The sequence below is a fragment of the Paenibacillus amylolyticus genome, from assembly GCF_047302515.1.
In the GTDB taxonomy this organism is placed as follows: Bacteria; Bacillota; Bacilli; order Paenibacillales; family Paenibacillaceae; genus Paenibacillus; species Paenibacillus amylolyticus_G.
This window is the reverse complement of sequence record NZ_CP168019.1, coordinates 6,748,683-6,772,262: the sequence shown is the minus strand read 5'-3', so window position 1 is coordinate 6,772,262 and position 23,580 is coordinate 6,748,683. Positions and strand designations below refer to the sequence as shown.

Genomic DNA, 23,580 nt, shown 5'->3' with positions numbered 1-23,580 from the left:
AATCAGATATGGAACTGAAAATCATACACACGTTCTGTGATGTACCAATTTTCATTTCAGAGATCATTCTCTGAAAACTAGATTCGAAACGAAACATGCGAATTATCACTTGCAATTGGATAAGCCCTCGACCGATTAGTACTGGTCAGCTCCATGCATTGCTGCACTTCCACCCCCAGCCTATCTACCTCGTCGTCTTCAAGGGGTCTTACATACTGGGAAATCTCATCTTGAGGGGGGCTTCACGCTTAGATGCTTTCAGCGTTTATCCCGTCCGTACATAGCTACCCAGCGGTGCTCCTGGCGGAACAACTGGTACACCAGCGGTACGTCCATCCCGGTCCTCTCGTACTAAGGACAGCTCCTCTCAAATTTCCTACGCCCACGACAGATAGGGACCGAACTGTCTCACGACGTTCTGAACCCAGCTCGCGTACCGCTTTAATGGGCGAACAGCCCAACCCTTGGGACCTACTTCAGCCCCAGGATGCGATGAGCCGACATCGAGGTGCCAAACCTCCCCGTCGATGTGGACTCTTGGGGGAGATAAGCCTGTTATCCCCAGGGTAGCTTTTATCCGTTGAGCGATGGCCCTTCCATGCGGTACCACCGGATCACTAAGCCCGACTTTCGTCCCTGCTCGACTTGTAGGTCTCGCAGTCAAGCTCCCTTATGCCTTTGCACTCTTCGAATGATTTCCAACCATTCTGAGGGAACCTTTGGGCGCCTCCGTTACTCTTTAGGAGGCGACCGCCCCAGTCAAACTGCCCACCTGACACTGTCCCCGCACCGGATTACGGTACCAGGTTAGAACCTAGATACGATCAGGGTGGTATCCCAACGTTGCCTCCACGCAAGCTGGCGCTCACGTTTCAAAGGCTCCCACCTATCCTGTACAGATCGTACCCAAATTCAATATCAAGCTGCAGTAAAGCTCCATGGGGTCTTTCCGTCTTGTCGCGGGTAACCTGCATCTTCACAGGTATTAAAATTTCACCGGATCTCTCGTTGAGACAGCGCCCAAGTCGTTACGCCATTCGTGCGGGTCAGAATTTACCTGACAAGGAATTTCGCTACCTTAGGACCGTTATAGTTACGGCCGCCGTTTACTGGGGCTTCGGTTCACAGCTTCGGATTGCTCCTAACCACTCCCCTTAACCTTCCAGCACCGGGCAGGCGTCAGCCCGTATACTTCGCCTTACGGCTTCGCACAGACCTGTGTTTTTGCTAAACAGTCGCTTGGGCCTTTTCACTGCGGCCCCCTCGTGCTATTCACACTACCGGGGCACCCCTTCTCCCGAAGTTACGGGGTCATTTTGCCGAGTTCCTTAACGAGAGTTCTTCCGCGCGCCTTAGAATACTCTTCTCGCCTACCTGTGTCGGTTTGCGGTACGGGCACCATCACCTGGCTAGAGGCTTTTCTTGGCAGTGTGAGATCATGACCTTCGCTACTACAATTTTCGCTCCCCATCACAGCTCAGCCTTACAATGTGCGGATTTGCCTACACATCAGCCTTACTGCTTAGACGGACATCCATCAGTCCGCGTCACTACCCTACTGCGTCCCCCCATTGCTCATAACGGCTTACGGTGGTACAGGAATTTCGACCTGTTGTCCTTCGACTACGCCTTTCGGCCTCGCCTTAGGTCCCGACTTACCCTGAGCGGACGAGCCTTCCTCAGGAACCCTTAGGCTTTCGGCGGATCAGATTCTCACTGATCTTTTCGTTACTCATACCGGCATTCTCACTTGTATAATGTCCAGCGCTCCTTACGGTACACCTTCAACCCTTATACAACGCTCCCCTACCCCTGATGCAAAGCATCAAGCCATAGCTTCGGTGGTGTGTTTAGCCCCGTTACATTTTCGGCGCAGAGTCACTCGACCAGTGAGCTATTACGCACTCTTTCAATGATGGCTGCTTCTAAGCCAACATCCTGGTTGTCTGTGCAACTCCACATCCTTTCCCACTTAACACACACTTGGGGACCTTAGCTGATGGTCTGGGCTGTTTCCCTTTTGACAATGGATCTTAGCACTCACTGTCTGACTCCCGGAAGTAAGTCTATGGCATTCGGAGTTTGACTGAGCTTGGTAACCCTTGCGGGCCCCGCACCCAATCAGTGCTCTACCTCCACGACTCTGTTTTCCGAGGCTAGCCCTAAAGCTATTTCGGGGAGAACCAGCTATCTCCGAGTTCGATTGGAATTTCTCCGCTACCCCCACCTCATCCCCGCATTTTTCAACATGCGTGGGTTCGGGCCTCCAGTGCGTGTTACCGCACCTTCACCCTGGACAGGGGTAGATCACCCGGTTTCGGGTCTACGTCCACGTACTAAGTCGCCCTATTCAGACTCGCTTTCGCTGCGGCTCCGGCTCTTCACCTTAACCTTGCACGGGAACGTAACTCGCCGGTTCATTCTACAAAAGGCACGCCATCACCCCTAAAACGGGCTCTGACTTTTTGTAAGCACACGGTTTCAGGTTCTATTTCACTCCCCTTCCGGGGTGCTTTTCACCTTTCCCTCACGGTACTGCTTCACTATCGGTCGCTAGGAAGTATTTAGCCTTGGCAGATGGTCCTGCCGGATTCATACGGGGTTTCACGTGCCCCGCACTACTCGGGATCCGTCTCGGAGGGAACCAACTTTCAACTACAGGGCTTTTACCTTCTTTGGCGGGCCTTTCCAGACCTCTTCGCTTAACCGGTTCCTTTGTAACTCCATGTGAGACGTCCCACAACCCCAAAGAGCAAGCTCTTTGGTTTGGGCTTCTCCGCGTTCGCTCGCCGCTACTGACGGAATCACTATTGTTTTCTCTTCCTCAGGGTACTTAGATGTTTCAGTTCCCCTGGTATGCCTCTGCATAACCTATGTATTCAGTTATGAGTAACTGGAAATTACCCCAGCTGGGTTTCCCCATTCGGACACCCCCGGATCAAAGCTTGCTTACAGCTCCCCGAGGCAGTTTCGTTGTTCGCCACGTCCTTCATCGGCTCCTAGCGCCTAGGCATCCTCCGTGTGCTCTTAGTAGCTTAACCATTTTGTTCCGGTTTCGGTCGCTCGCTTCCCTTGGTTTGGACTGCGTCCAAATCCAAAAGTCGCTCTCACCCGATACCATCACAAAAGCAATTTGACTACCGTTTTTATTGAATCTTGTTTGCACAAGTTCAGCTAAAAAGGAATGTTCTAATTCGCGTTTGTTTCGTTTCGATATCTAGTTTTCAAAGAACAAACTTGTAAAACATTTTTGGTGGAGCCAAGCGGGATCGAACCGCTGACCTCCTGCTTGCAAGGCAGGCGCTCTCCCAGCTGAGCTATGGCCCCATATAAAATTAAAAGATACAAATGGTGGGCCCTGGTGGACTCGAACCACCGGCCTCACCCTTATCAGAGGTGCGCTCTAACCAACTGAGCTAAGGGCCCACATTATATATACTATTTGAACCCAAAATGGGTTACGCTTGGCGACGTTCTACTCTCCCAGGACCCTGCGGTCCAAGTACCATTGACGCTGAAGGGCTTAACGGTCGTGTTCGGGATGGGAACGTGTGGAACCCCTTCGCTATCGCCACCAAACGTTTGAGAGTTTGAGCTCTCAAAACTGAGCAACGAGTGAGTTGCTTGTGCTCTTCATTTCATCCACACCGAAGTGACGGACCGAAATGAATCGCTGTCGCAGGTTCTGAGAACCTGCTTATTTGAATGTTTCCGTTGCAGGAAACGATTCTCCATAGAAAGGAGGTGATCCAGCCGCACCTTCCGATACGGCTACCTTGTTACGACTTCACCCCAATCATCTATCCCACCTTCGGCGGCTGGCTCCTTGCGGTTACCCCACCGACTTCGGGTGTTATAAACTCTCGTGGTGTGACGGGCGGTGTGTACAAGACCCGGGAACGTATTCACCGCGGCATGCTGATCCGCGATTACTAGCAATTCCGACTTCATGCAGGCGAGTTGCAGCCTGCAATCCGAACTGAGACCGGCTTTGTTGGGATTGGCTCCATCTCGCGATTTCGCAGCCCGTTGTACCGGCCATTGTAGTACGTGTGTAGCCCAGGTCATAAGGGGCATGATGATTTGACGTCATCCCCACCTTCCTCCGGTTTGTCACCGGCAGTCTATCTAGAGTGCCCACCCGAAGTGCTGGCAACTAAATATAAGGGTTGCGCTCGTTGCGGGACTTAACCCAACATCTCACGACACGAGCTGACGACAACCATGCACCACCTGTCTCCTCTGTCCCGAAGGAAAGATACATCTCTGCATCGATCAGAGGGATGTCAAGACCTGGTAAGGTTCTTCGCGTTGCTTCGAATTAAACCACATACTCCACTGCTTGTGCGGGTCCCCGTCAATTCCTTTGAGTTTCAGTCTTGCGACCGTACTCCCCAGGCGGAGTGCTTAATGTGTTAACTTCGGCACCAAGGGTATCGAAACCCCTAACACCTAGCACTCATCGTTTACGGCGTGGACTACCAGGGTATCTAATCCTGTTTGCTCCCCACGCTTTCGCGCCTCAGCGTCAGTTACAGCCCAGAGAGTCGCCTTCGCCACTGGTGTTCCTCCACATATCTACGCATTTCACCGCTACACGTGGAATTCCACTCTCCTCTTCTGCACTCAAGTCACCCAGTTTCCAGTGCGATCCGGGGTTGAGCCCCGGGATTAAACACCAGACTTAAATGACCGCCTGCGCGCGCTTTACGCCCAATAATTCCGGACAACGCTTGCCCCCTACGTATTACCGCGGCTGCTGGCACGTAGTTAGCCGGGGCTTTCTTCTCAGGTACCGTCACCTTGAGAGCAGTTACTCTCCCAAGCGTTCTTCCCTGGCAACAGAGCTTTACGATCCGAAAACCTTCATCACTCACGCGGCATTGCTCCGTCAGGCTTTCGCCCATTGCGGAAGATTCCCTACTGCTGCCTCCCGTAGGAGTCTGGGCCGTGTCTCAGTCCCAGTGTGGCCGATCACCCTCTCAGGTCGGCTACGCATCGTCGCCTTGGTGAGCCGTTACCTCACCAACTAGCTAATGCGCCGCAGGCCCATCCCCAAGTGACAGATTGCTCCGTCTTTCCAGTTTCCTTCAGGCGAAGAAAACAATTATTCGGTATTAGCTACCGTTTCCGGTAGTTGTCCCAAACTTGAGGGCAGGTTGCCTACGTGTTACTCACCCGTCCGCCGCTAAGTATCAAGGAAGCAAGCTTCCTATCAACTCCGCTCGACTTGCATGTATTAGGCATGCCGCCAGCGTTCGTCCTGAGCCAGGATCAAACTCTCCAATAAAGTATTGAAAAGAGCGATAAGCTCATTTTGAATCTGACGAGATTAAAAATCTCATTTGTGCTCCAGTCAATTCAAGCCAAGGCTTGTCTCAAACTTTTGCGTTCATTCTGCAAGCAGAATGTTTACTCACTCGTTGTTCAGTTTTCAAAGATCAAACATTCAATTTAGTGCTGTTTTTCATGTTGTCGTCGTTTCAGCGGCGACTTTTATAATATATCATGTTGAAGTTCTCTTTGCAAACATTATTTTTTTCGATTATTTTCAATCGCTTTGTTTTCATGCTTGCTTCGGTGAACCGCTCCTAAAAAAGGAACGAGAATTAATTTACCATATGAATTTAGAAAGGTCAACCCTTTTTCGACAAAAAGTATGAACCCCTTAACAATTTCACATTCTCATGGTTCAGAGGTACAGCACCCGCTATGAAGAGCCGCACCTCACTTCCACTACTGTAAATCGAATATATGACCAGCTTCAGCATTACGGCTTCGACTTTTTCAGCTTCCCACCTCTTGCATACTTGGACAACTCTTTTGGCGGGGCAAAGCGTGCATACATGCGGAACACAGTCTTATATCGGCTCGCGATAGCATATTTGATCTCTTGGTCAAGACGATTATCACTTAGATCGAAAAGCATCTCATCTAATTCTTTACGCAGCACATAGTCTAGTTCCTTGCATTCCTTCTCGTTAAACAACATACCCAGCATTAGAGTTCTCCTTTTTGTGCATAGCCTCTTTATCACACTTACACAAGTTTCACGCAACACCCCGTGCATTCGCTTTTGTGGGTGCTGCTGGAACCCGTTTTATTGTTATGGTCAACTTTCTGAAAATTTATGAATGCCAACCAGCACAAAATTTTATCCTCTCACCAGAGTATACGTAAGTGTACTTTCAATGATTGCTGCAACAAGAAGCAAGATGACAACCCAGAAGGATGCCGTTAACGTCCTATTCATGAATGCTTTCCACCGGGTACCCATCGTATTTCGCTTGTCACTTCCAAGTTGTGCAAGGCTTTTGATAACCAGACCACCAAACTTCAGTCCGAAGGCGCAAGCAATAATAATGACCGGAATCTCAATAATGCCATGCGGAAGTAAACCTTTAACCACAATATCATAGAAGCTTGCTCCATAATTCATCGTGGTGTGCACCACAAATCCAAGGACCATCCCATTGATCAGCAGGAAGATGACAGGCAGAATTCCGAAGAATATACCGGCATAGATGACAAGTACACTTTTGATGGCATTATTGAAAAAGATAAACAGGAAGAAGTTCCATTGCACATTGCCCCCCTGCTCCAGCCGTTCACTGACTTCACGTAATCCTCCGATTTGGTTCAACAACAGTTCTTCCAGTGGTCCTGTACTCACCCACCCTGCTCCTATTCCAACAGCAAACAAAACTACGGACCAGATTAATGCACCGCGGATGGAACCAAGATCTTTAAGAAATGTACTGAATTTTAACATAATAACCTCCTGTAGAATCTAAAATGATGGACAAACAAGGATCAGTGACGAATAACTGGGCAGTACGAGCATACATTGGAGAGTAAACAAGCATTTCTTATGGGAGAGGGGCGCTTATTGAAATGAACTCGTTCTATGTATTTAGCGGCAAAAAGATTAAACGGTACTTGATTGTCCTCGTTGCTGCCATCTTTGCGATCGGTATTATTTATCTGGAGAGAGGCAATGTCTCCGTATTCTCGGAGGAAGCACCATCAGCCGTCTACAGCGTTCCAACCGAGAAGAAGGTAATCGCACTTACCTTTGACATTAGCTGGGGGGATAAACGGACAGAGCCGATTCTGAAAGTTCTTCAGGAAAATAAAGTGCAGAAGGCAACCTTTTTCCTTTCCTCCCCCTGGAGCAAGACACACCCCGAAATTGTTACTGCCATCAAAGAGGCAGGATATGAAATTGGCAGCCATGGTCACAGACATGAGAACTACAGCAGCCTGACCGAAGAAGAAATTCGCAAAGAAATTTCGACAGCTCATAGCATTTTAACCGATTTAACGGGAAAAGAACCGAAATTACTACGTCTGCCCAACGGGGACTTTGACAAGCGAGTGCTTCAGGTAGCCAATAGTCTGAATTATCAGGTTGTGCAGTGGGATACCGACTCCTTGGATTGGAAAAACCCTGGTGTACAGACCATTGTTGATCGCGTAGTAAGCAAGGCACATCCAGGGGACATCGTACTGCTGCATGCAAGCGATTCCTCCAAACAAACGCATGAAGCACTCCCTGTCATTATCGACAAATTAAAAAACCAGGGCTATGAATTCGTTACCGTCTCGGAACTGCTGAACCATTCTAGTGTCGAGGGCAAAGAAGTTCGTGACCAAGCCAGCGGTCAATGATTACTCAATTATGAGCTATAGCTCAAATAGGTGCGTAAAAGTTAAAAAGAGCTAACCAGGTTAGCTCTTTTTGGTATGTTTTTTATGCAAAATGAATTCTATGCTCGGCTTTCTTTCAACTGTTCTGCCTTTCCACTTACACTCTGGTTCGTAGATACATCCACCAGCCTGTGCAATATCAGCATTTGGTATGCATTACATAGGAGCAAGGGAACCACAATAAATATGGTTGCAGCATTCACATCAATACGTAATACGCCGATCGTCTCCACTATGGTGACGGCAATCATGAAAAAGAGTGTGGGTACAAGCGCTGAGATATGAGTCAGCTTTACTTTAACGTAAGCGGTAACAATTGCAGCTGCCAAAATAATGATACCTAACACAATATCCGATATACGCTCCCGGTCTCCCCCAACAAACAGGCGTAAAAACATCACGTCAAGCAGGGCTAACACCGTTAGTACAATTTGCACGATCTGCCAACCGCGCTTTGGAAATACACCTTTACCCATATAATTTAATATCAGATATGCAAAGAAACCCATTTGTGAATACACGCTGATCATAACCCCTGATCCAAATAAGATCAAAAGATACAGAAGAAAATCATTCAATCCATTTGTTTTCTCCCCGTTCACCAGCATCATAATCAATCCTGTACCCAATGCTCCCGCGGCCCCAATAAGCAAGGCTGTCCAAAACAGGAAAAACCATCTACGTAAATTCAAAAGTTTTCCACCCCCGAGTGTTTATTTTACCAACCTTCTCAGCAAAAAACCATCATTGCTCAACATATTTCCCCCTTTCCCATCACATACTACATCCAGTATCTAATCAAGGAGGGATTGTACACATGAAACGGCCTTTGTGGCAGCTATGCTGTGTCGTACTGGGGCTATCCGTCATGCTTGCCGGCTGCGGTTCAGATCAGAGTTCTTCGCCTCCTCAGGGCAGTTATAAAGAGATGAAAACAATGGTTGTAGATATTTTAAAAAGTGACGAAGGCAAGAAAGCGGTGGAGGAAGCTCTTACAGGTCAAAGCTCATCCAGCGGAAGCAGCGGTTCTGAAGAAGGTGGAGGTTCGGGTGGTGCTTCAGGATCCATTGGTATGAAAATGTTAATGCCTGTGCAATCTTCGGAACAAATACGTATTGCAGTAAAAGATACCATCACAGCTCCCGAATATAAGAAGGAATTCGAAAAGATCATGACCGATCCGCAGTTTGCGGGTGAATTTGCCAAAGTAATCAACGCACAAAGTAAACAACTTCATATGCAATTGATTAAAGATCCCACATATCAGAAATCTGTTGGAGACATCATGAAGTCACCTGAAGTATCCAAGATGTTCATGGATATGACGAAGACTCCAGATTATCGTAAACAGACGATGACTGTTATGCAGGAAGTGATGCAGAACCCGTTGTTCCGCATGGAAGTCCTCACTTTGCTCAAGAAGGTTGTGCAGGACGAATTGCAACCAAAAGTAGAAAGTGGCGGACAACAAGGAAAAGAGCAAGGTGGACAAGAAGGGCAAGGACAAGAGGGTAGTGATGGCGGAGATGGTGGAAGTGGAGATTCTGGCGGCGGTGGAGGTTCATAAACTGTAGATGTTGGTATATTCCAGAAACTAAAAGCCTGCATCCGAATGGACGCAGGCTTTATTTTTATTGATAACGAACATCCCGTTAGAATTTGGATTCAATGGACTGAGCCACTTCATCGTAGATGGCCCCGATACGGGAGTCTGCTTTGTATACAGACGGTGAGAAGTCAGGCTCAGAAGGATGATTATCTGGAGTACCCAAAGGAATCTGGGCAAGCAAGCTGGTATGCAGACTTTCTGCAAGCCTCCCCCCGCCTCCACGACCAAAGACATAATCCTTCTCTCCGCAACTGCCACACTCGTAATAAGCCATGTTTTCAACCACACCAAGTAACTCATGATCGGTCTGGATGGCCATTGCACCTGCACGTGCTGCAACAAAAGCTGCTGTTGCATGCGGTGTAGTAACGATAATCTCCTTGCTTTGGGGCAACATCTGATGCACATCCAAAGCGACATCCCCCGTACCCGGTGGCAAGTCCAGTAACATATAATCCAACTCGCCCCACTGGACATCAGTAAAGAATTGACGCAGCATCCGACCGAGCATAGGTCCACGCCAGATTACCGGATTGTTCTCACGGATAAAGAAACCCATCGACATAACTTTGACACCGAAACGTTCAATTGGTTGAATAACGCCATCTTCAACGACCGGATATTCTTCAATCCCCATCATGTCGGGTACACTGAAACCATAGATATCCGCATCAATTAAGCCCACTTTCTTGCCTTGACGTGCCAAGGCTGCAGCCAGATTAACGGTTACCGTTGATTTACCAACGCCACCTTTACCACTGGCCACAGCAATAAAACGAACACCTGATTCAGGACTTAACAGCTCATGTCCATCCAGACCCGCTGCGTGACCTTTTACGAGCACTTCGTCCCGATCTGGCTCATCATCGGGTTGTCCCATACTCAGGCTCTCACGATCATGCTCAGAAGCTGCACGCACACGAATATGCACATCCTTCAGTCCGCGCTGGGACAACAGATTACGCGCTGCATCACTCAAGGCTGTTGTATCCTCAGGTCGATTTTCCAGTGTCACTATGGTCAGAGCCACATGATTTTCTTTCACCATAATATCTCGAACCCATTCCAGTTCGGTCAGACTTACTCCCAATTGTGGTTCTTGTAATGGCTGTAATAGTTCAAGTATCTGTTCTTTTGATAACATCAGACAGCACCTCAGCTTTATCTATTGGCATGTAATTAGGTATGCTGATCCAATTATATCATTACCTTTCTTGTTCTGACTAACTTTTAGGCCGTTCTCCTGAGGAATATCTGAGAATTCCATTATAGATCGAAGCAGCCACCTTGCGTTGATAAGCTTCGTCGGCAAGCATACGTGCCTCTTCCGGATGAGAAAGGAAACCCACTTCTACCAGCGCCGAAGGGATCTTCAGCGCCTGTAACAGATAAACCGTATTCACTGTTTTGGCGATTCGATCTGTATTCTCCAGATTACGAACCATCTCTTGTTGAAGCAGATTAGCCAAACCTTCGTTATCCGGATGGTTAGTTGTATAGAAAACCTGCGCTCCACTCCAGCGGTTGGATGGGACACTGTTCATGTGAATGCTAATAAAGAGATCTGCTTGCTTATCCTCTATCCGCCGTACTCTTTGTTTCAGATCTTCCGTCTTGCGTTTAGAATACCCCTTGGTGTCTGATTCCGCCAAATCCGTGTCTATTTCTCTTGTCATAACCACTAAGGCCCCTGCCTGTTGCAAATAATCTCTCACATACAGGGCGATAGACAGGTTGATATCTTTTTCAATAACTCCCTGTTTACTTACCGCTCCTCCATCGGGACCTCCGTGTCCTGCATCAATGGCAATGACTTTACCCGCCATCGGCAAACTCCAATAACCTGAAGTCTTTGCGGAAGGCAGCTCATAGGACATTACCGCCACTAACATGGCCAGTAGACAGAGACTCAGCATGACCCTTTTGATTGTTTTTAACCTAATCCAGACTACAAAGTGTTTCCCCATATTTTTACGCATAAAAAAACCACCTCGTCCCTATAAATGACTCTAATCATCTATATGGGACAAGATGGACAAATATACCGCTAGGACCGGACTTGTTCCGCCATTCCTTCAATCAGCACCTCAGCTACCTCAGGACGTGTAAATTCAGGTGGAGGGCACTGACCGTCACGGAGCAGTCCGCGTACTTTGGTGCCGGAAAGCGCCATATGGTGTTCTTTATCATGTGGACAAGTTTTGCTGGATGCCATATTTCCACATTTGGTACAGAAGAAACTATGTTCGAAGAACAACGGAGTGATCCCCAATTCCTCTGCTGTAAAGTTAGTAAAGATCTCCTGTGCTTCATATGTTCCATAATAATCACCCACACCCGCATGGTCACGACCAACAATAAAGTGGGTACACCCGTAATTTTTGCGAACCATCGCATGGAAAATAGCTTCACGTGGTCCGGCATACCGCATGGCTGCGGGGAACACACCAAGGAACGCACGATCGGCCGGGTAATAGTTCTCCAGTAATACCAGATAACTCTTCATCCGAACATCTGCGGGAACATCGTCCGACTTCGTCTCTCCAACAAGCGGATTCAGGAAGAGTGCATCGACAATCTCCATAGCGCTCTTCTGGATGTACTCATGAGCCCGATGGACCGGATTACGTGTCTGAAAACCAACTACCGTCTTCCAACCCTTCTCCTGAAAAATCTTCCGGGTATCTGCAGGATCATAATAGAATTCTTCGAATTTCGAAGGTTTTGGACGATTCAACACTTGGATTGGACCTCCTACGTATGTTGCAGGACGCTCCAACAGTTTTTTAACACCCGGGTGCTCGGGATCATCGGTTTTGAATACACGCCGGGCTTCTTCGCCCTGATCTACCTGGTATATACTTTGGACTTCGAGCAATCCATAAGTTACCCCATCTTGATCACCAACAAGTTTCACAAGTTCACCAATCTGGAGGGATGCGGCTTGTTTATCGTCAACAGCAAGTGTAATCGGTATACTCCAGACTGTTCCATCGGCAAGACGCATGCGAGATATCACCGAAAGGTAATCTTCCTCATTCAAGAAACCTTCTAGTGGTGAGAACGCACCTACACCAATCAGATCCAAATCTGATATTGTCCAGGTATTAATAAGCAAAGAGGATAAGTTTTTACTGTCTTGCAACAATTGCTCCCGTTCTTCTCCTTGTACGATACGCTGAACCAACGTACCTCCATGAGGCAGAATCGATGTCATCTTGTCAGCTCCTTGTATATCTATTATTTATGAAGGCCACATTCCGTTTTATCATTACCAGACCAGCGTCCGGCACGTGGGTCCTCACCAGGCATAACCTGACGTGTACAATGCTCACAACCAATACTTGGGTAGTTCTGATCATGAAGAGGATTATACACAACGTTATTGTCACGAATATATTGCCATACATCCTCAGTCGTCCAGTGCGCAATCGGATTAAACTTCATCAGGCCAAATTTGGAATCATATTCAACCTTCTTCGAGTTTGCACGAGTTGGTGCTTGATCTCTACGTATACCTGTAATCCATGCATCATATTGAGAAAGAATACGTGTTAACGGTTCGACTTTGCGAATGTTACAGCACCCATTGGGATCAGACTTCCACAACTCTTCACCGTGTTGAGCTGCCTGCTCTTCCGGAGTAATCTTAGGTGACACGCGTACAAATTCAAGGTTGTAGTTCTCCTGCATCTTATCACGTGTTTCGTATGTTTCTTTAAAGTGAAAATCTGTATCCAGATAAAAAATATCTGTGGATGGGCTGATTTTCTGCACCATATCTACAAGTACAACATCTTCTGCACCAAAGCTACATGCAAAAGTGATATTTGGGAATGTTTCAATAGCATACCGAATAATATCCTCTGGACTGGCATGTTCCAGTTCCTCTGCCTTCGTCCGTGCCAATTCTTCTTTCTCCAACAAGTTCATCTGTGAATTTCCCCCATTCTGCATTTCAATACATCTTAAAGCCGACTAATCTAATATGAATTATGTTTAGTATAAATCTTTCATTGGGGATGTCAATGCCTGCCATATGGTAAAATAAATCAGTTTTTGCCCATGTTTGATCGTCGCTTTCACACAATATATTGGTTCAATTTATTCATTTCTCTGTTAATGAGATAAAAACAATGATATTGGCCCAGGTCATTAGACAGGTAAAAATACATCTCTTAGCCTGGGAAACCTTTGCTGTTATTGGGTTTGGACAGTTCTTGTCGTCAAGAACAGCATCCAAAAATCACTGGGCGTTTGAAGATGAAGGAAGAAAAGCTAAAGTTTTAAGGGGAGCAACGTTGCGAATTTTAGCTGTTGATATGTAAGAGACTTTTATCGTTTCCATAAGAAATACTGATATGGTTTGCAATAAAGATTTAAGCGCAAAACAGTAAGCTGAGTGCATTCAAGAAATCCGGCGCGAGTTCTAAACGATGATTTATATGAGCTGTTATAGAATGTGTGGTGAGCGATGGGTAAGAGCGTAAGAGCAAATCCAATGATCTAAAACGATTAGAGAGGTTCAGTAAGATGTAGATGTATTAACGTACATATTATAGGACTGTATTGAGGGACATTAAGAGCACATTGAAAAGGCAATGAAGGAAAAATGCACAAGCATGGGGAGAGACATCAGAGATATGAGAGCTATCGCATAAACTAATATAATATATGGCGTAATAGTCATGAATATATAAAAAAGCCTTTGACCGAGGCCAAAGGCTTTTAATATTAACGTTTGGAGAACTGAGGTGCGCGACGAGCCGCTTTAAGACCGTATTTTTTACGCTCTTTCATACGTGGGTCACGAGTCAGGAATCCTGCTTTTTTCAGGGATGCACGGTATTCCGGATCTGCTTTGAGCAGAGCGCGGGAGATACCATGACGGATTGCGCCGGCTTGACCGGAGATTCCGCCACCATGAGCAATAACAAGAACGTCATAGTTGTTGAGCGTTTCTGTCAAGTTCAGTGGTTGTTTTACGATCAGTTTGAGTGTTTCCAAACCGAAGTATTCATTAATATCACGTTTATTGATGACAATGCGTCCTTCACCCGGTACAAGGCGAACACGTGCTACCGAATGTTTACGACGACCTGTCCCATAGTATTGTACTTGTGCCATGAAACTGTCCTCCTTTTAATTAACCGCGAAGTTCGTAAACTTCTGGTTTTTGTGCTGCATGTGGATGCTCAGTGCCTCTGTACGCTTTAAGTCTCAACTTCATTTTCTCGCCCATGCGAGTTTTAGGAAGCATACCGCGAACAGCCAATTCCAACATACGCTCAGGTTTGTTTTTAACCATCTCTTCAGCTGTAGTTACTTTCAAACCACCTGGGTGCATTGAGTGACGGTAGTATTTTTTACCTTGCATTTTCTTACCAGTCAATACGATTTTCTCAGCATTGATGATAACAACGAAATCGCCAGTGTCCACATGTGGAGTGAATTGTGGCTTGTGTTTGCCGCGAATCAAAGCTGCTGCTTCGCTCGCCAAACGTCCGAGGGTTTTGCCTTCAGCATCAATGATGTGCCATTGGCGCTCAACTTCGTTAGGCTTCGCCATGTACGTAGTACGCATGAAAAGTTCCTCCTTAAAATGTTCAAAATCATCATTTTCATTTATCTTCGTTCGTTAAGTTATAACTTTAGGTGTTGATGGATTGTAAATTTGATGTGAACCTCTTAATTGGGGCTGTGGGAAAGCCATTAAGAAAACACAACTTTTATATTACATGATAGGCGATTAAATCGCAAGTGTTAATTAAGCTTTTCACTCACCAAATTCAATCTTTTTTGTATTCAAGATCCCAGAGCATTAAACCGCAGCTAACTGCAGTAGGTCCTGCAGCAGATCGATTACATGCAGCAATCATATTTGGTACATCAGAGGCTTTCCGTTTGCCCTCTCCGATCTCCAGCAGTGTCCCTACAATAATACGAACCATATGCTGCAAAAAGCCGTTACCACTCACATAAATGTGAATGACACCCTGATCGCGCGGATGGTCTCTGCACATTGATCGGTCCACTTCCATCCATGCTTCGTACACCGAACGGACATGATTCTCTTTCTGAGACTTGCGTGAAGCAAAAGAGGTAAAATCATACGTCCCTATGAAATGTCGTAAGCCCTCCTGCATTGCCAAAATATCAAGCTTCGCATGATGATGATATTGCAGTCTTCTGTTGAATACATCCGGGAATTGATTCGCATTGACTGTATAACGATACGTTTTCTTTTTCGCTGCATAGCGAGAATGAAAATCAGCCGAAACTTCAATCGCATCAATAACGACAATATCGGAGGGTAATCTGGAGTTGAGTGCAATACACCAACGTTCAATCGGGATCTGGGACTCCGTAGGAAAATTGAAGATTTGTCTGCGGGCGTGAACACCTGCATCTGTTCGGCCTGAACCTGTAATTTTAACCTTCTCACCGGTTAAAGCACGAATCGCATCTTCAAGATGATCCTGAATGGTATTCCCACCCGGCTGTACTTGGAAGCCGAAATAGGCAGTGCCATCATAAGTTAACGTCATACATAAGTTCCGCATTATTACCACACCTTTGTTCCATACTATACATATCCCTATCCCGAACAGCAAAAGAAGCCCCTTACGGAGCTTCTATTACAGCACGAATTCCGAAATGAAGAGAAAAAAAGGGTTAATCCAGAATCTTTGATTCTGTCCCCTTTCCTCATCTCATCTGTTTTACGCGCGGTCTACCAGTTCCAAGTAAACCATTGGCGCTGCGTCACCACGACGAGGTCCCAGTTTCAGGATACGAGTGTATCCACCTGGACGCTCAGCGTAACGACCGGACAATTCGCTAAACAGTTTTTGGATTGCATCTTGCTCACCATCGATAGTTTCGCGGCGAACATAAGCTGCCACTTGGCGACGGGCATGAAGATCTCCCTTTTTCGCTTTAGTGATCAGTTTTTCAGCAATAGAGCGAACCTCTTTTGCTTTCGCTTCAGTTGTCTGAATGCGTTCGTATAAGAACAGGTCGGTTACCAGGTCACGGAACAAAGCTTTACGTGCGCTGGAATTACGGCCCAACTTTTGGTATGCCATTGTTTTCCCTCCTTCACTTCAAGCACTCGGCTGTCTATTCTTCTGTACGTAGTCCCAAACCAAGTTCCTCAAGCTTCTCTTGAACTTCTTCCAAAGACTTGCGTCCGAGGTTACGGACTTTCATCATGTCTTCTTCCGTTTTCGTAGTCAGCTCTTGCACGGTATTAATACCGGCACGTTTGAGGCAGTTGTAGGAACGAACAGAGAGATCCAGCTCTTCGATCGTCATTTCGAGTACTTTTTCTTTTTTGTCTTCTTCTTTTTCGACCATGATCTCTGCATCTTTCGCTTCGTCTGTAAGACCCACGAAGAGCATCAAATGCTCAGTCAAGATTTTAGCGCCGAGGCTTACAGCCTCTTCAGGACGAATACTTCCATCAGTCCAAACTTCCAACGTGAGCTTGTCATAGTTGGTCACTTGACCGACACGCGTATTTTCCACAGCGTAGTTAACGCGACTGATCGGGGTGAAGATGGAATCGACTGGGATGACGCCGATCGGCTGGTCATCGCGTTTATTCCGATCTGCCTGGACGTAGCCGCGACCGCGATTGGCAAAAATACGCATGTGAAGTCTCGAACCTGGTCCGAGCGTAGCAATGTGCAAATCCGGGTTAAGGATCTCCACATCGGAGTCAGCACGGATATCTCCAGCCGTAATTGCTCCTTCGCCTTCAGCATCAATCTCGAGCACTTTCTCCTCGTCTGAATGAATCTTAAGCGACAAAGCTTTCAGGTTAAGAATAACCTCCGTAACATCTTCCATTACGCCAGGAACTGTAGCAAATTCATGCAGAACGCCATCGATTTGAACCGAAGACACTGCCGCACCCGGCAGTGACGAGAGCAAGATTCGGCGAAGCGAGTTTCCAAGCGTCGTACCGTATCCGCGCTCAAGCGGTTCTACTACGAATTTCCCATAGGTGCCATCATCGTTGACGTCTACCGTCTCAATTTTCGGCTTTTCGATTTCAATCACTGCAATACCCCTCCTTCAAAACGTCGGTCCTCTATGAAACATTTACCTTCTCTTGCGAAAACATGTAGTAGTATGCCTAAACAACCATTATTAGCAGATTGTGCCGGAAATATACCACACGCAGGGGCAAATCTCATTAGACACGACGACGTTTTGGAGGACGGCATCCGTTATGCGGGACTGGAGTTACGTCTTTGATCAGGTTAACTTCAAGACCAGCAGCTTGCAAAGAGCGGATCGCTGCTTCACGGCCTGCGCCTGGTCCTTTAACCATAACCTCAACGGCTTTCATCCCATGTTCCATTGCAGCTTTGGCAGCAGTCTCAGCAGCCATTTGTGCAGCAAACGGAGTCGATTTACGGGAACCTCTGAATCCGAGGCCGCCGGAGCTTGCCCACGAAATTGCATTTCCGTGAGGATCCGTAATAGTAACGATAGTGTTATTGAAAGTGGAACGGATATGCGCCACGCCAGATTCAATATTCTTACGGTCACGACGTTTAGTACGTACGACTTTTTTCGGTTTAGCCATTTTCTCTTATCCCCCCTTATTATTTCTTCTTGTTCGCTACTGTACGACGAGGACCTTTACGAGTACGAGCATTCGTTTTCGTACGTTGTCCACGAACAGGCAGACCACGACGATGACGAACTCCACGGTAACAACCGATCTCCGTCAAACGTTTAATATTCAAAGAGATTTCTCGACGCAGGTCACCTTCTACTTTGACCTCTTTATCGATACTTTCACGCAATTTGCCGACTTCATCTTCCGTCAAATCACGAACACGAGTGTCCGGATTGATGCCTGTTGTGCTCAGAATTTTCTGGGAAGTCGTTTTACCGATTCCGAAAATATAAGTCAAGGCGATCTCAACGCGCTTATCACGTGGCAAATCCACACCAGATATACGTGCCATTTTACGCTACACCCCCTTCTTTAACCTTGTTTTTGTTTGTGTTTCGGATTTTCACAGATAACCATAACATTCCCTTTGCGGCGAATGACTTTGCACTTTTCGCAAATCGGCTTGACCGAAGGTCTTACCTTCATGTGAATTACCTCCTCAAAGTTTTGCTAAGCAAAACCCTCTTCGTAAGCATTGACCTTGTTCTACTATTGTAAAACCGGCTTCGAAGCTTTCGCAAGTTTTGCCGGGCAAAACCCGCTACATAAGCTTCACAGTTCATTGCAACTGTCTACTACTATTTACGGTAAGTTATGCGACCTTTTGTTAAATCATAAGGCGACAACTGAACAACTACTTTGTCTCCAGTCAGGATACGGATAAAGTGCATCCGCAGTTTTCCGGAAACGTGAGCGAGAATTTGATGACCGTTCTCAAGCTCAACCTTGAATGTTGCATTCGGTAGCGGTTCGAGAACCGTACCTTCCACTTCAATGACATCTTCCTTAGCCATTAGTCAGTCTCCTTTCTCTTCAGCTTGAATGTTGGTGGATTCCAGAAATGAATGAACCGCGTAACGGAGCTTTCCATTTGTCACCCGACCACTCTCGTTTAAACTGTTCACAACCTCGCTGCTAATCATGGGCTGGAGTTCAAGATGAAGAAGATTCTTCTTCTTTGGTTGATCAAACTTACGTTTGTCTCCATCCGCAATATATACGAACTTACTGTCCGCTATAGCAACAATTACTGCGGCTTGGTCCGCATTGCGGCCTTTACGGATCTTCACAAGTTGACCGAGCTGCGGATTAGACTGACTGTTCATGCCTCATCACCTACGCATTCAGTTTTGTGAAAATTTCCATACCATCTGGTGTAACTGCTACGGTGTGTTCAAAGTGGGCACATAACTTACCATCAACCGTGACGACAGTCCAGTTATCTTCCAACGTTTTCACATACCGTCTACCTACGTTAACCATCGGCTCTATGGCCAGCACCATGCCCGCTTTAAGCCGTGGTCCCCGATCAGGAAGACCATAGTTCGGAATCTGTGGTTCTTCGTGCAGATCTGTGCCTATGCCGTGACCGACATATTCACGAACTACGGAGAACCCTTCATCTTCAATATATTTCTGAATCGCATGAGATATTGTAAACAAGCGAACGTCCGGTTTTACCAGCGCCAGACCTGCGTATAACGAAGCCTCGGTAACGTCCAGAAGACGACGGGCTTCTTCGGAAATACGGCCGACCGGATAAGTCCAGGCGGAATCTCCATGATACCCCTGGTACTGCGCGCCAATGTCAAACGTAACGATATCGCCCTCGTTCAACTTGCGTTTGCCGGGAAATCCATGTACCAACTCTTCATTGACTGAAGCGCACACACTGGCAGGGAAACCGTTATAACCTTTGAAAGACGGCACAGCTCCTTGACTGCGGATATATTGATCAGCCATATGGTCAAGTTCTCCAGTCGTAATACCGGGAGCGATATGCTCTGCCAAGAGACGATGCGTTTCCGCAACAATTCTCCCTGCTTCCCTCATCAAGCCCAGTTCCGTTTCGGACTTACCAATGATCATCAATTAACCTCTCAGTAAGGACACGATTTCTTGAGAAACTTGATCGATATCCTGTTCTCCGTTCATTTGACGAAGAAGACCTTTAGTCTCATAGAACGTGAGGAGTGGTGCTGTTTTGTTGATATACTCGTCCAGTCGTGTACCTACACTCTCTTCATTATCATCAGAGCGTTGATACAACTCACCAGCGCATTTATCACAAATACCTTCCTGCTTAGGCGGATTGAATACCACATGATAAGTGGAACCACAGTTTTTACAAATTCGACGACCCGTCAAACGAGCGAGCAATTTGTTGCGATCCACTTTCAGGTTGATTACATGATCGAGACCTGAGTTCAATCGATCCAGAATGCCATCGAGCGCTTCTGCTTGCGAAAGGGTTCTTGGAAATCCGTCCAAGAGGAAACCTTCTCTGCAGTCAGGCTGCTGCAAACGTTCTTCAACGATGCCAATGGTTACATCATCTGGTACAAGCAATCCTTGATCCATATATTCCTTGGCTTTCATGCCAATGGGAGTTCCCTGTTTGATCGCGAGACGAAATGCATCGCCTGTTGAAATATGGGGAATACCGAACTCTTTCACGATGACGTCTGCTTGCGTTCCTTTTCCTGCCCCCGGAGGGCCCATGAATAGGATGTTCACGTTATGTCACTCCCTCCAAGACTACCCTACATCAACAAACAGCACAATAGGTGCCGGCAAGTAAATCTTCACTCGACCGGTACCTATTGCCTATTTATTGATAAAACCTTTGTAGTGGCGTTTGATCAATTGGCTTTCGATTTGCTTCATCGTATCCAGCGCAACACCGATAACGATCAGGAGGGATGTTCCTCCAATTTGCGCAGATTGAGGCAAACCAGACAGTGCCCCTAAGATTACAGGCAGAACGGAAATGACTGCCAAGAACATGGCACCGGCCATTGTCAAACGAGTCATGACACGGGTCAGATATTTCTCGGTTGCTTTACCCGGGCGAATGCCTGGGATGTAACCGCCGTTCTTTTTCATATTATCAGCCATCTGCTGTGGATTCATCTGTACAAAAGTATAGAAGAATGTGAAACCGAAGATCATCACGACATACAGCAACATACCCAGAGGTTTGTGTGTAGTCAGATTCTGTCCGATCCACTGTGCCCAGAGGCGATCTGCCCAGAAGTTGGCGATGATCGTTGGGAACATCAACAGCGATGAAGCAAAGATGACAGGGATAACACCTGCTGCATTAATTTTCAGCGGGATATGTGTATTCTGTCCACCGTACATTTTGTTACCTACGACACGTTTAGCGTACTGTACTGGAATCTTCCGAATCGCCTGCTGAATGTAAATGACCCCTATGATGATCAACACAATAACAATTGCGATGATAACACCTTTAAGAATATTCATAAACAGTTGGTCAGGTTGAATGAAGTCAGATTCGATCGTTTGTTTGATAATGTTAGGCACCGTAGATAGGATACCCGCAAAGATCAAGATCGAAATCCCGTTTCCTATGCCCTTCTCGGTGATCTGCTCACCAAGCCACATCAGGAATGAAGTACCGGCCGTAAGTACAATCGCGATCAAGATATAATCTGCAAATGTAGCGTTAGGCACCATCTCTGTATTGTACAAGCGGTTGAATCCGATCGACGTACCAAACGCTTGAATCAATGCCAGCCCGATGGTTAAATAACGGGTTAACTGTGCAGATTTCTTCTTACCTTGTTCACCTTGCTTTGCCCACTCCGCTAATTTAGGAATAACGTCCATGGAAAGCAACTGTACTATGATAGACGCAGTGATGTAAGGCACGATCCCGAGCGCAAATATCGAGAACTGGAAGAGCGCTCCACCCGAGAACGTATTGAGAAGTCCAAAAACTTCTTTACCCGCAGAATTTGTCGCTTCGAACACGTCTTTGTTAACTCCCGGTACGGGAACAAAGGAGCCGATGCGGTAAATGATCAGTACAAAAAGGGTAAATAATACCCTTTTGCGCAGATCTTCAACCCGCCAGATATTCTTTAGGGTCTTGAACATTAAATCACCTCGGTTGTACCGCCGGCAGCTTCAATTTTCTCAATAGCAGATTGAGAAAACTTGTTAGCTTTAACAGTCAGCTTCACAGTGACATCACCGTTACCCAGGATTTTGATTCCGGATTTAGCGTTTTTAACTACGCCGTTCGTCATCAAGAATTCTGGAGTTACTTCAGTACCCGCAGCAAAACTGTTCAGGTCTTCAGTATTCACAACTGCATATTCTTTGCGAGTTGGGTTTACAAAACCACGTTTTGGCAAGCGACGATACAATGGATTTTGTCCACCTTCGAAGCCTGGACGAACTCCACCGCCAGAACGAGAATTTTGTCCTTTGTGACCGCGACCTGATGTTTTACCTGTACCACTACTTGGACCGCGACCAAGACGTTTACGTTCTTTGCGGGATCCAGGAGATGGTGAAAGCTCATGTAACTTCATCGTTCGTTGCACCTCCTTAAAGATTTGTGGGATTAACCCGTTATTAAGCTTCTACTTCTTTAACAGCAACCAAGTGGCTTACTTTGTTAATCATACCACGGATGGCAGGATTATCGTTTTGTACCACTTTGCTATTGATTTTGCGCAAACCCAATGTTTTCACAGTTGTTCTTTGCGTCTCCGGACGTCCGATCAAGCTGCGGACGAGGGTAATTTCTAATTTAGCCATGAGAATTCCCTCCTTAACCCAGAAGCTCTTCGACGGATTTTCCGCGCAGTTTAGCCACGTCTTCAGCACGCTTCAAACGGGACAAACCTTCCAAAGTCGCATTGACCATGTTCATGGAATTCGAAGAACCCAGAGATTTTGTCAAAATGTCACCTACACCAGCAAGTTCGAGAACCGCACGTACAGGACCACCAGCGATAACACCAGTACCTTCAGATGCTGGTTTCAACAGCACGCGTCCTGCGCCGAACTTACCTGTTACCAAGTGAGGAATCGATGTTCCTACGAGTGGAACGTGTACAAGGTTTTTCTTAGCGTCTTCAATACCTTTGCGAATTGCATCAGGTACTTCGCCCGCTTTACCGATACCAGCTCCAACCCAGCCGTTGCCGTCGCCGACTACAACCAGTGCGCTAAAGCTGAAACGGCGTCCGCCTTTTACTACTTTAGCTACGCGATTAATATTTACAACTCTTTCAGTCAGTTCCAAAGTATTCGGATCTACACGCAAGTCGTTAACCTCCTTTTGAAAAATATCTTAAAACTCAAGTCCTGCTTCACGAGCCGCTTCAGCCAATGCTGCGATACGACCATGGTACAGATAACCGCTACGGTCAAATACGATGTTGGAAACACCTTTGTCTTTCGCACGTTTAGCAACGAGTTCGCCAACTTTACGAGCTGATTCAACAGATGCACCATTTTTGATGTCAGTGCTCAATTCTTTGTCTACGGTAGACGCGGAAGCGATTGTTACACCAGCAACATCATCGATGATTTGAGCATACATATGTTTACCAGAACGGAATACGTTCAAACGAGGACGTGCTGCCGTTCCTTGGATTTTCTTACGAACACGAAGGTGTCTTTTCAGACGAGCCTTATTTTTATCTGGTTTCGTAATCATCTCAAAGATTCACTCCTTTCAGGTTACCTCGCTGGCTTCAAAGCAGAAGCCACGGGGTATATTAGAAACACACGAAGCAAGCAA

Annotated in this window: 27 protein-coding genes, 2 tRNA genes and 3 rRNA genes; 3 read left to right on the top strand and 29 right to left on the bottom strand. The window is 46.6% G+C overall.

Annotated features, from left to right (window positions below; genetic code table 11):
* Positions 1-115: 115 nt before the first annotated feature.
* The 7 genes from ACDJ59_RS29695 to ACDJ59_RS29665 all read right to left on the bottom strand — a co-directional run bounded on the left by ACDJ59_RS29695 (position 116) and on the right by ACDJ59_RS29665 (position 6,772).
* Positions 116-3,041, bottom strand: a 23S ribosomal RNA gene (locus tag ACDJ59_RS29695).
* Between the two features lie 210 nt (positions 3,042-3,251).
* A tRNA-Ala gene (locus ACDJ59_RS29690) sits at positions 3,252-3,327 on the bottom strand.
* Between the two features lie 22 nt (positions 3,328-3,349).
* Positions 3,350-3,426, bottom strand: a tRNA-Ile gene (locus ACDJ59_RS29685).
* A gap of 36 nt (positions 3,427-3,462) precedes the next feature.
* Positions 3,463-3,579, bottom strand: a 5S ribosomal RNA gene (rrf, locus tag ACDJ59_RS29680).
* 158 nt (positions 3,580-3,737) lie between these two features.
* A 16S ribosomal RNA gene (locus ACDJ59_RS29675) occupies positions 3,738-5,290 on the bottom strand.
* Together the 16S, 23S and 5S rRNA genes with 2 tRNA genes alongside form the textbook arrangement of a ribosomal RNA operon.
* Positions 5,291-5,770: 480 nt before the next feature.
* Complete coding sequence (locus ACDJ59_RS29670) at positions 5,771-6,001, bottom strand: hypothetical protein (protein ID WP_017692114.1); 231 nt, start codon at positions 5,999-6,001, stop codon at positions 5,771-5,773.
* Between the two features lie 153 nt (positions 6,002-6,154).
* Positions 6,155-6,772 carry a stage II sporulation protein M gene (locus tag ACDJ59_RS29665; protein ID WP_413407106.1) on the bottom strand — a complete coding sequence of 206 codons (618 nt, stop codon included), beginning with the start codon at positions 6,770-6,772 and terminating at the stop codon, positions 6,155-6,157.
* 122 nt (positions 6,773-6,894) lie between these two features.
* Here ACDJ59_RS29665 and pdaB point away from each other — a divergent pair, with 122 nt between their 5' ends.
* Positions 6,895-7,671: a polysaccharide deacetylase family sporulation protein PdaB gene (pdaB, locus tag ACDJ59_RS29660; RefSeq protein WP_036607219.1), complete on the top strand. Its 777-nt coding sequence runs from the start codon at positions 6,895-6,897 to the stop codon at positions 7,669-7,671.
* A gap of 98 nt (positions 7,672-7,769) precedes the next feature.
* Here pdaB and ACDJ59_RS29655 read toward each other — a convergent pair whose 3' ends face one another.
* Complete coding sequence (locus ACDJ59_RS29655; RefSeq protein WP_413407105.1) at positions 7,770-8,402, bottom strand: KinB-signaling pathway activation protein; 633 nt, start codon at positions 8,400-8,402, stop codon at positions 7,770-7,772.
* A gap of 125 nt (positions 8,403-8,527) precedes the next feature.
* On the opposite strand from ACDJ59_RS29655, the gene gerD reads away from it, so the two are divergent.
* Entirely contained in the window at positions 8,528-9,277 is a 750-nt protein-coding gene (gene gerD, locus ACDJ59_RS29650) for a spore germination lipoprotein GerD (RefSeq protein ID WP_413407104.1), read from the top strand.
* An 85-nt stretch (positions 9,278-9,362) separates the two neighbouring features.
* Here the strand turns inward: gerD and ACDJ59_RS29645 are convergent, their stop codons facing one another.
* The 4 genes from ACDJ59_RS29645 to ACDJ59_RS29630 all read right to left on the bottom strand — a co-directional run bounded on the left by ACDJ59_RS29645 (position 9,363) and on the right by ACDJ59_RS29630 (position 13,252).
* A complete protein-coding gene (locus ACDJ59_RS29645; RefSeq protein ID WP_413407103.1) occupies positions 9,363-10,463 on the bottom strand; it encodes a P-loop NTPase in 1,101 nt (366 codons plus the stop codon).
* Between the two features lie 79 nt (positions 10,464-10,542).
* Entirely contained in the window at positions 10,543-11,298 is a 756-nt protein-coding gene (gene cwlD, locus ACDJ59_RS29640; RefSeq protein ID WP_036607212.1) for an N-acetylmuramoyl-L-alanine amidase CwlD, read from the bottom strand.
* A gap of 68 nt (positions 11,299-11,366) precedes the next feature.
* The gene (sat, locus tag ACDJ59_RS29635; RefSeq protein ID WP_413407102.1) at positions 11,367-12,536 is read right to left on the bottom strand and encodes a sulfate adenylyltransferase; all 1,170 of its coding nucleotides are present in this window, start codon (positions 12,534-12,536) and stop codon (positions 11,367-11,369) included.
* Positions 12,537-12,559: 23 nt separating this feature from the next.
* Entirely contained in the window at positions 12,560-13,252 is a 693-nt protein-coding gene (locus tag ACDJ59_RS29630) for a phosphoadenylyl-sulfate reductase (RefSeq protein ID WP_413407101.1), read from the bottom strand.
* Positions 13,253-13,455: 203 nt separating this feature from the next.
* On the opposite strand from ACDJ59_RS29630, the gene ACDJ59_RS29625 reads away from it, so the two are divergent.
* Positions 13,456-13,647 (top strand): hypothetical protein, encoded by a 192-nt coding sequence (locus tag ACDJ59_RS29625; RefSeq protein WP_413407100.1) that lies wholly within the window; start codon positions 13,456-13,458, stop codon positions 13,645-13,647.
* A 406-nt stretch (positions 13,648-14,053) separates the two neighbouring features.
* Here ACDJ59_RS29625 and rpsI read toward each other — a convergent pair whose 3' ends face one another.
* The 17 genes from rpsI to rplR form a co-directional block, all read right to left on the bottom strand.
* The gene (gene rpsI / locus ACDJ59_RS29620; protein WP_017692105.1) at positions 14,054-14,446 is read right to left on the bottom strand and encodes a 30S ribosomal protein S9; all 393 of its coding nucleotides are present in this window, start codon (positions 14,444-14,446) and stop codon (positions 14,054-14,056) included.
* Between the two features lie 19 nt (positions 14,447-14,465).
* A complete protein-coding gene (rplM, locus tag ACDJ59_RS29615) occupies positions 14,466-14,903 on the bottom strand; it encodes a 50S ribosomal protein L13 (protein ID WP_024633564.1) in 438 nt (145 codons plus the stop codon).
* 205 nt (positions 14,904-15,108) lie between these two features.
* Positions 15,109-15,882 carry a tRNA pseudouridine(38-40) synthase TruA gene (gene truA, locus ACDJ59_RS29610; RefSeq protein ID WP_413407099.1) on the bottom strand — a complete coding sequence of 258 codons (774 nt, stop codon included), beginning with the start codon at positions 15,880-15,882 and terminating at the stop codon, positions 15,109-15,111.
* Positions 15,883-16,041: 159 nt separating this feature from the next.
* Positions 16,042-16,407 carry a 50S ribosomal protein L17 gene (gene rplQ / locus ACDJ59_RS29605; protein ID WP_017692102.1) on the bottom strand — a complete coding sequence of 122 codons (366 nt, stop codon included), beginning with the start codon at positions 16,405-16,407 and terminating at the stop codon, positions 16,042-16,044.
* 34 nt (positions 16,408-16,441) lie between these two features.
* Positions 16,442-17,386 (bottom strand): DNA-directed RNA polymerase subunit alpha, encoded by a 945-nt coding sequence (locus ACDJ59_RS29600; RefSeq protein WP_017692101.1) that lies wholly within the window; start codon positions 17,384-17,386, stop codon positions 16,442-16,444.
* A gap of 136 nt (positions 17,387-17,522) precedes the next feature.
* A complete protein-coding gene (gene rpsK / locus ACDJ59_RS29595; RefSeq protein ID WP_017692100.1) occupies positions 17,523-17,918 on the bottom strand; it encodes a 30S ribosomal protein S11 in 396 nt (131 codons plus the stop codon).
* Positions 17,919-17,937: 19 nt separating this feature from the next.
* Positions 17,938-18,306: a 30S ribosomal protein S13 gene (gene rpsM / locus ACDJ59_RS29590; RefSeq protein WP_017692099.1), complete on the bottom strand. Its 369-nt coding sequence runs from the start codon at positions 18,304-18,306 to the stop codon at positions 17,938-17,940.
* A 20-nt stretch (positions 18,307-18,326) separates the two neighbouring features.
* Complete coding sequence (gene rpmJ, locus ACDJ59_RS29585) at positions 18,327-18,440, bottom strand: 50S ribosomal protein L36 (RefSeq protein WP_003333770.1); 114 nt, start codon at positions 18,438-18,440, stop codon at positions 18,327-18,329.
* A gap of 152 nt (positions 18,441-18,592) precedes the next feature.
* Positions 18,593-18,808, bottom strand: coding sequence for a translation initiation factor IF-1 (infA, locus tag ACDJ59_RS29580; RefSeq protein WP_017692098.1), 216 nt, complete (start codon positions 18,806-18,808; stop codon positions 18,593-18,595).
* Positions 18,809-18,811: 3 nt separating this feature from the next.
* Positions 18,812-19,120 carry a KOW domain-containing RNA-binding protein gene (locus ACDJ59_RS29575; protein ID WP_091039171.1) on the bottom strand — a complete coding sequence of 103 codons (309 nt, stop codon included), beginning with the start codon at positions 19,118-19,120 and terminating at the stop codon, positions 18,812-18,814.
* Between the two features lie 10 nt (positions 19,121-19,130).
* A complete protein-coding gene (map, locus tag ACDJ59_RS29570; protein ID WP_413407098.1) occupies positions 19,131-19,883 on the bottom strand; it encodes a type I methionyl aminopeptidase in 753 nt (250 codons plus the stop codon).
* Positions 19,884-19,886: 3 nt separating this feature from the next.
* Positions 19,887-20,531: an adenylate kinase gene (locus ACDJ59_RS29565; RefSeq protein WP_036607188.1), complete on the bottom strand. Its 645-nt coding sequence runs from the start codon at positions 20,529-20,531 to the stop codon at positions 19,887-19,889.
* Between the two features lie 90 nt (positions 20,532-20,621).
* On the bottom strand, positions 20,622-21,920 hold the full coding sequence (secY, locus tag ACDJ59_RS29560) for a preprotein translocase subunit SecY (RefSeq protein WP_074096564.1): 1,299 nt from the start codon (positions 21,918-21,920) through the stop codon (positions 20,622-20,624).
* Positions 21,920-22,360 carry a 50S ribosomal protein L15 gene (rplO, locus tag ACDJ59_RS29555; protein ID WP_017692093.1) on the bottom strand — a complete coding sequence of 147 codons (441 nt, stop codon included), beginning with the start codon at positions 22,358-22,360 and terminating at the stop codon, positions 21,920-21,922. Before rplO ends, secY begins: the two co-directional genes overlap by 1 nt.
* A gap of 43 nt (positions 22,361-22,403) precedes the next feature.
* The gene (rpmD, locus tag ACDJ59_RS29550) at positions 22,404-22,589 is read right to left on the bottom strand and encodes a 50S ribosomal protein L30 (RefSeq protein ID WP_017692092.1); all 186 of its coding nucleotides are present in this window, start codon (positions 22,587-22,589) and stop codon (positions 22,404-22,406) included.
* Positions 22,590-22,602: 13 nt separating this feature from the next.
* Positions 22,603-23,100 carry a 30S ribosomal protein S5 gene (gene rpsE, locus ACDJ59_RS29545; RefSeq protein ID WP_017692091.1) on the bottom strand — a complete coding sequence of 166 codons (498 nt, stop codon included), beginning with the start codon at positions 23,098-23,100 and terminating at the stop codon, positions 22,603-22,605.
* Between the two features lie 27 nt (positions 23,101-23,127).
* Positions 23,128-23,496, bottom strand: a complete 369-nt coding sequence (rplR, locus tag ACDJ59_RS29540) for a 50S ribosomal protein L18 (protein ID WP_017692090.1) — start codon at positions 23,494-23,496, stop codon at positions 23,128-23,130.
* Positions 23,497-23,580 lie beyond the last annotated feature (84 nt).

Excerpts from the sequence above, each read along its gene's own strand:
- ACDJ59_RS29670 (WP_017692114.1), bottom strand. The coding sequence starts at position 6,001 with ATGCTGGGTATGTTGTTTAACGAGAAGGAATGCAAGGAACTAGACTAT.
- ACDJ59_RS29665 (WP_413407106.1), bottom strand. The coding sequence starts at position 6,772 with ATGTTAAAATTCAGTACATTTCTTAAAGATCTTGGTTCCATCCGCGGT.
- pdaB (WP_036607219.1), top strand. The coding sequence starts at position 6,895 with ATGAACTCGTTCTATGTATTTAGCGGCAAAAAGATTAAACGGTACTTG.
- gerD (WP_413407104.1), top strand. The coding sequence starts at position 8,528 with ATGAAACGGCCTTTGTGGCAGCTATGCTGTGTCGTACTGGGGCTATCC.
- ACDJ59_RS29645 (WP_413407103.1), bottom strand. The coding sequence starts at position 10,463 with ATGTTATCAAAAGAACAGATACTTGAACTATTACAGCCATTACAAGAA.
- cwlD (WP_036607212.1), bottom strand. The coding sequence starts at position 11,298 with ATGCGTAAAAATATGGGGAAACACTTTGTAGTCTGGATTAGGTTAAAA.
- sat (WP_413407102.1), bottom strand. The coding sequence starts at position 12,536 with ATGACATCGATTCTGCCTCATGGAGGTACGTTGGTTCAGCGTATCGTA.
- ACDJ59_RS29630 (WP_413407101.1), bottom strand. The coding sequence starts at position 13,252 with ATGAACTTGTTGGAGAAAGAAGAATTGGCACGGACGAAGGCAGAGGAA.
- ACDJ59_RS29625 (WP_413407100.1), top strand. The coding sequence starts at position 13,456 with ATGATATTGGCCCAGGTCATTAGACAGGTAAAAATACATCTCTTAGCC.
- rpsI (WP_017692105.1), bottom strand. The coding sequence starts at position 14,446 with ATGGCACAAGTACAATACTATGGGACAGGTCGTCGTAAACATTCGGTA.
- rplM (WP_024633564.1), bottom strand. The coding sequence starts at position 14,903 with ATGCGTACTACGTACATGGCGAAGCCTAACGAAGTTGAGCGCCAATGG.
- truA (WP_413407099.1), bottom strand. The coding sequence starts at position 15,882 with ATGCGGAACTTATGTATGACGTTAACTTATGATGGCACTGCCTATTTC.
- rplQ (WP_017692102.1), bottom strand. The coding sequence starts at position 16,407 with ATGGCATACCAAAAGTTGGGCCGTAATTCCAGCGCACGTAAAGCTTTG.
- rpsK (WP_017692100.1), bottom strand. The coding sequence starts at position 17,918 with ATGGCTAAACCGAAAAAAGTCGTACGTACTAAACGTCGTGACCGTAAG.
- rpsM (WP_017692099.1), bottom strand. The coding sequence starts at position 18,306 with ATGGCACGTATATCTGGTGTGGATTTGCCACGTGATAAGCGCGTTGAG.
- rpmJ (WP_003333770.1), bottom strand. The coding sequence starts at position 18,440 with ATGAAGGTAAGACCTTCGGTCAAGCCGATTTGCGAAAAGTGCAAAGTC.
- infA (WP_017692098.1), bottom strand. The coding sequence starts at position 18,808 with ATGGCTAAGGAAGATGTCATTGAAGTGGAAGGTACGGTTCTCGAACCG.
- ACDJ59_RS29575 (WP_091039171.1), bottom strand. The coding sequence starts at position 19,120 with ATGAACAGTCAGTCTAATCCGCAGCTCGGTCAACTTGTGAAGATCCGT.
- map (WP_413407098.1), bottom strand. The coding sequence starts at position 19,883 with ATGATCATTGGTAAGTCCGAAACGGAACTGGGCTTGATGAGGGAAGCA.
- secY (WP_074096564.1), bottom strand. The coding sequence starts at position 21,920 with ATGTTCAAGACCCTAAAGAATATCTGGCGGGTTGAAGATCTGCGCAAA.
- rplO (WP_017692093.1), bottom strand. The coding sequence starts at position 22,360 with ATGAAGTTACATGAGCTTTCACCATCTCCTGGATCCCGCAAAGAACGT.
- rpmD (WP_017692092.1), bottom strand. The coding sequence starts at position 22,589 with ATGGCTAAATTAGAAATTACCCTCGTCCGCAGCTTGATCGGACGTCCG.
- rplR (WP_017692090.1), bottom strand. The coding sequence starts at position 23,496 with ATGATTACGAAACCAGATAAAAATAAGGCTCGTCTGAAAAGACACCTT.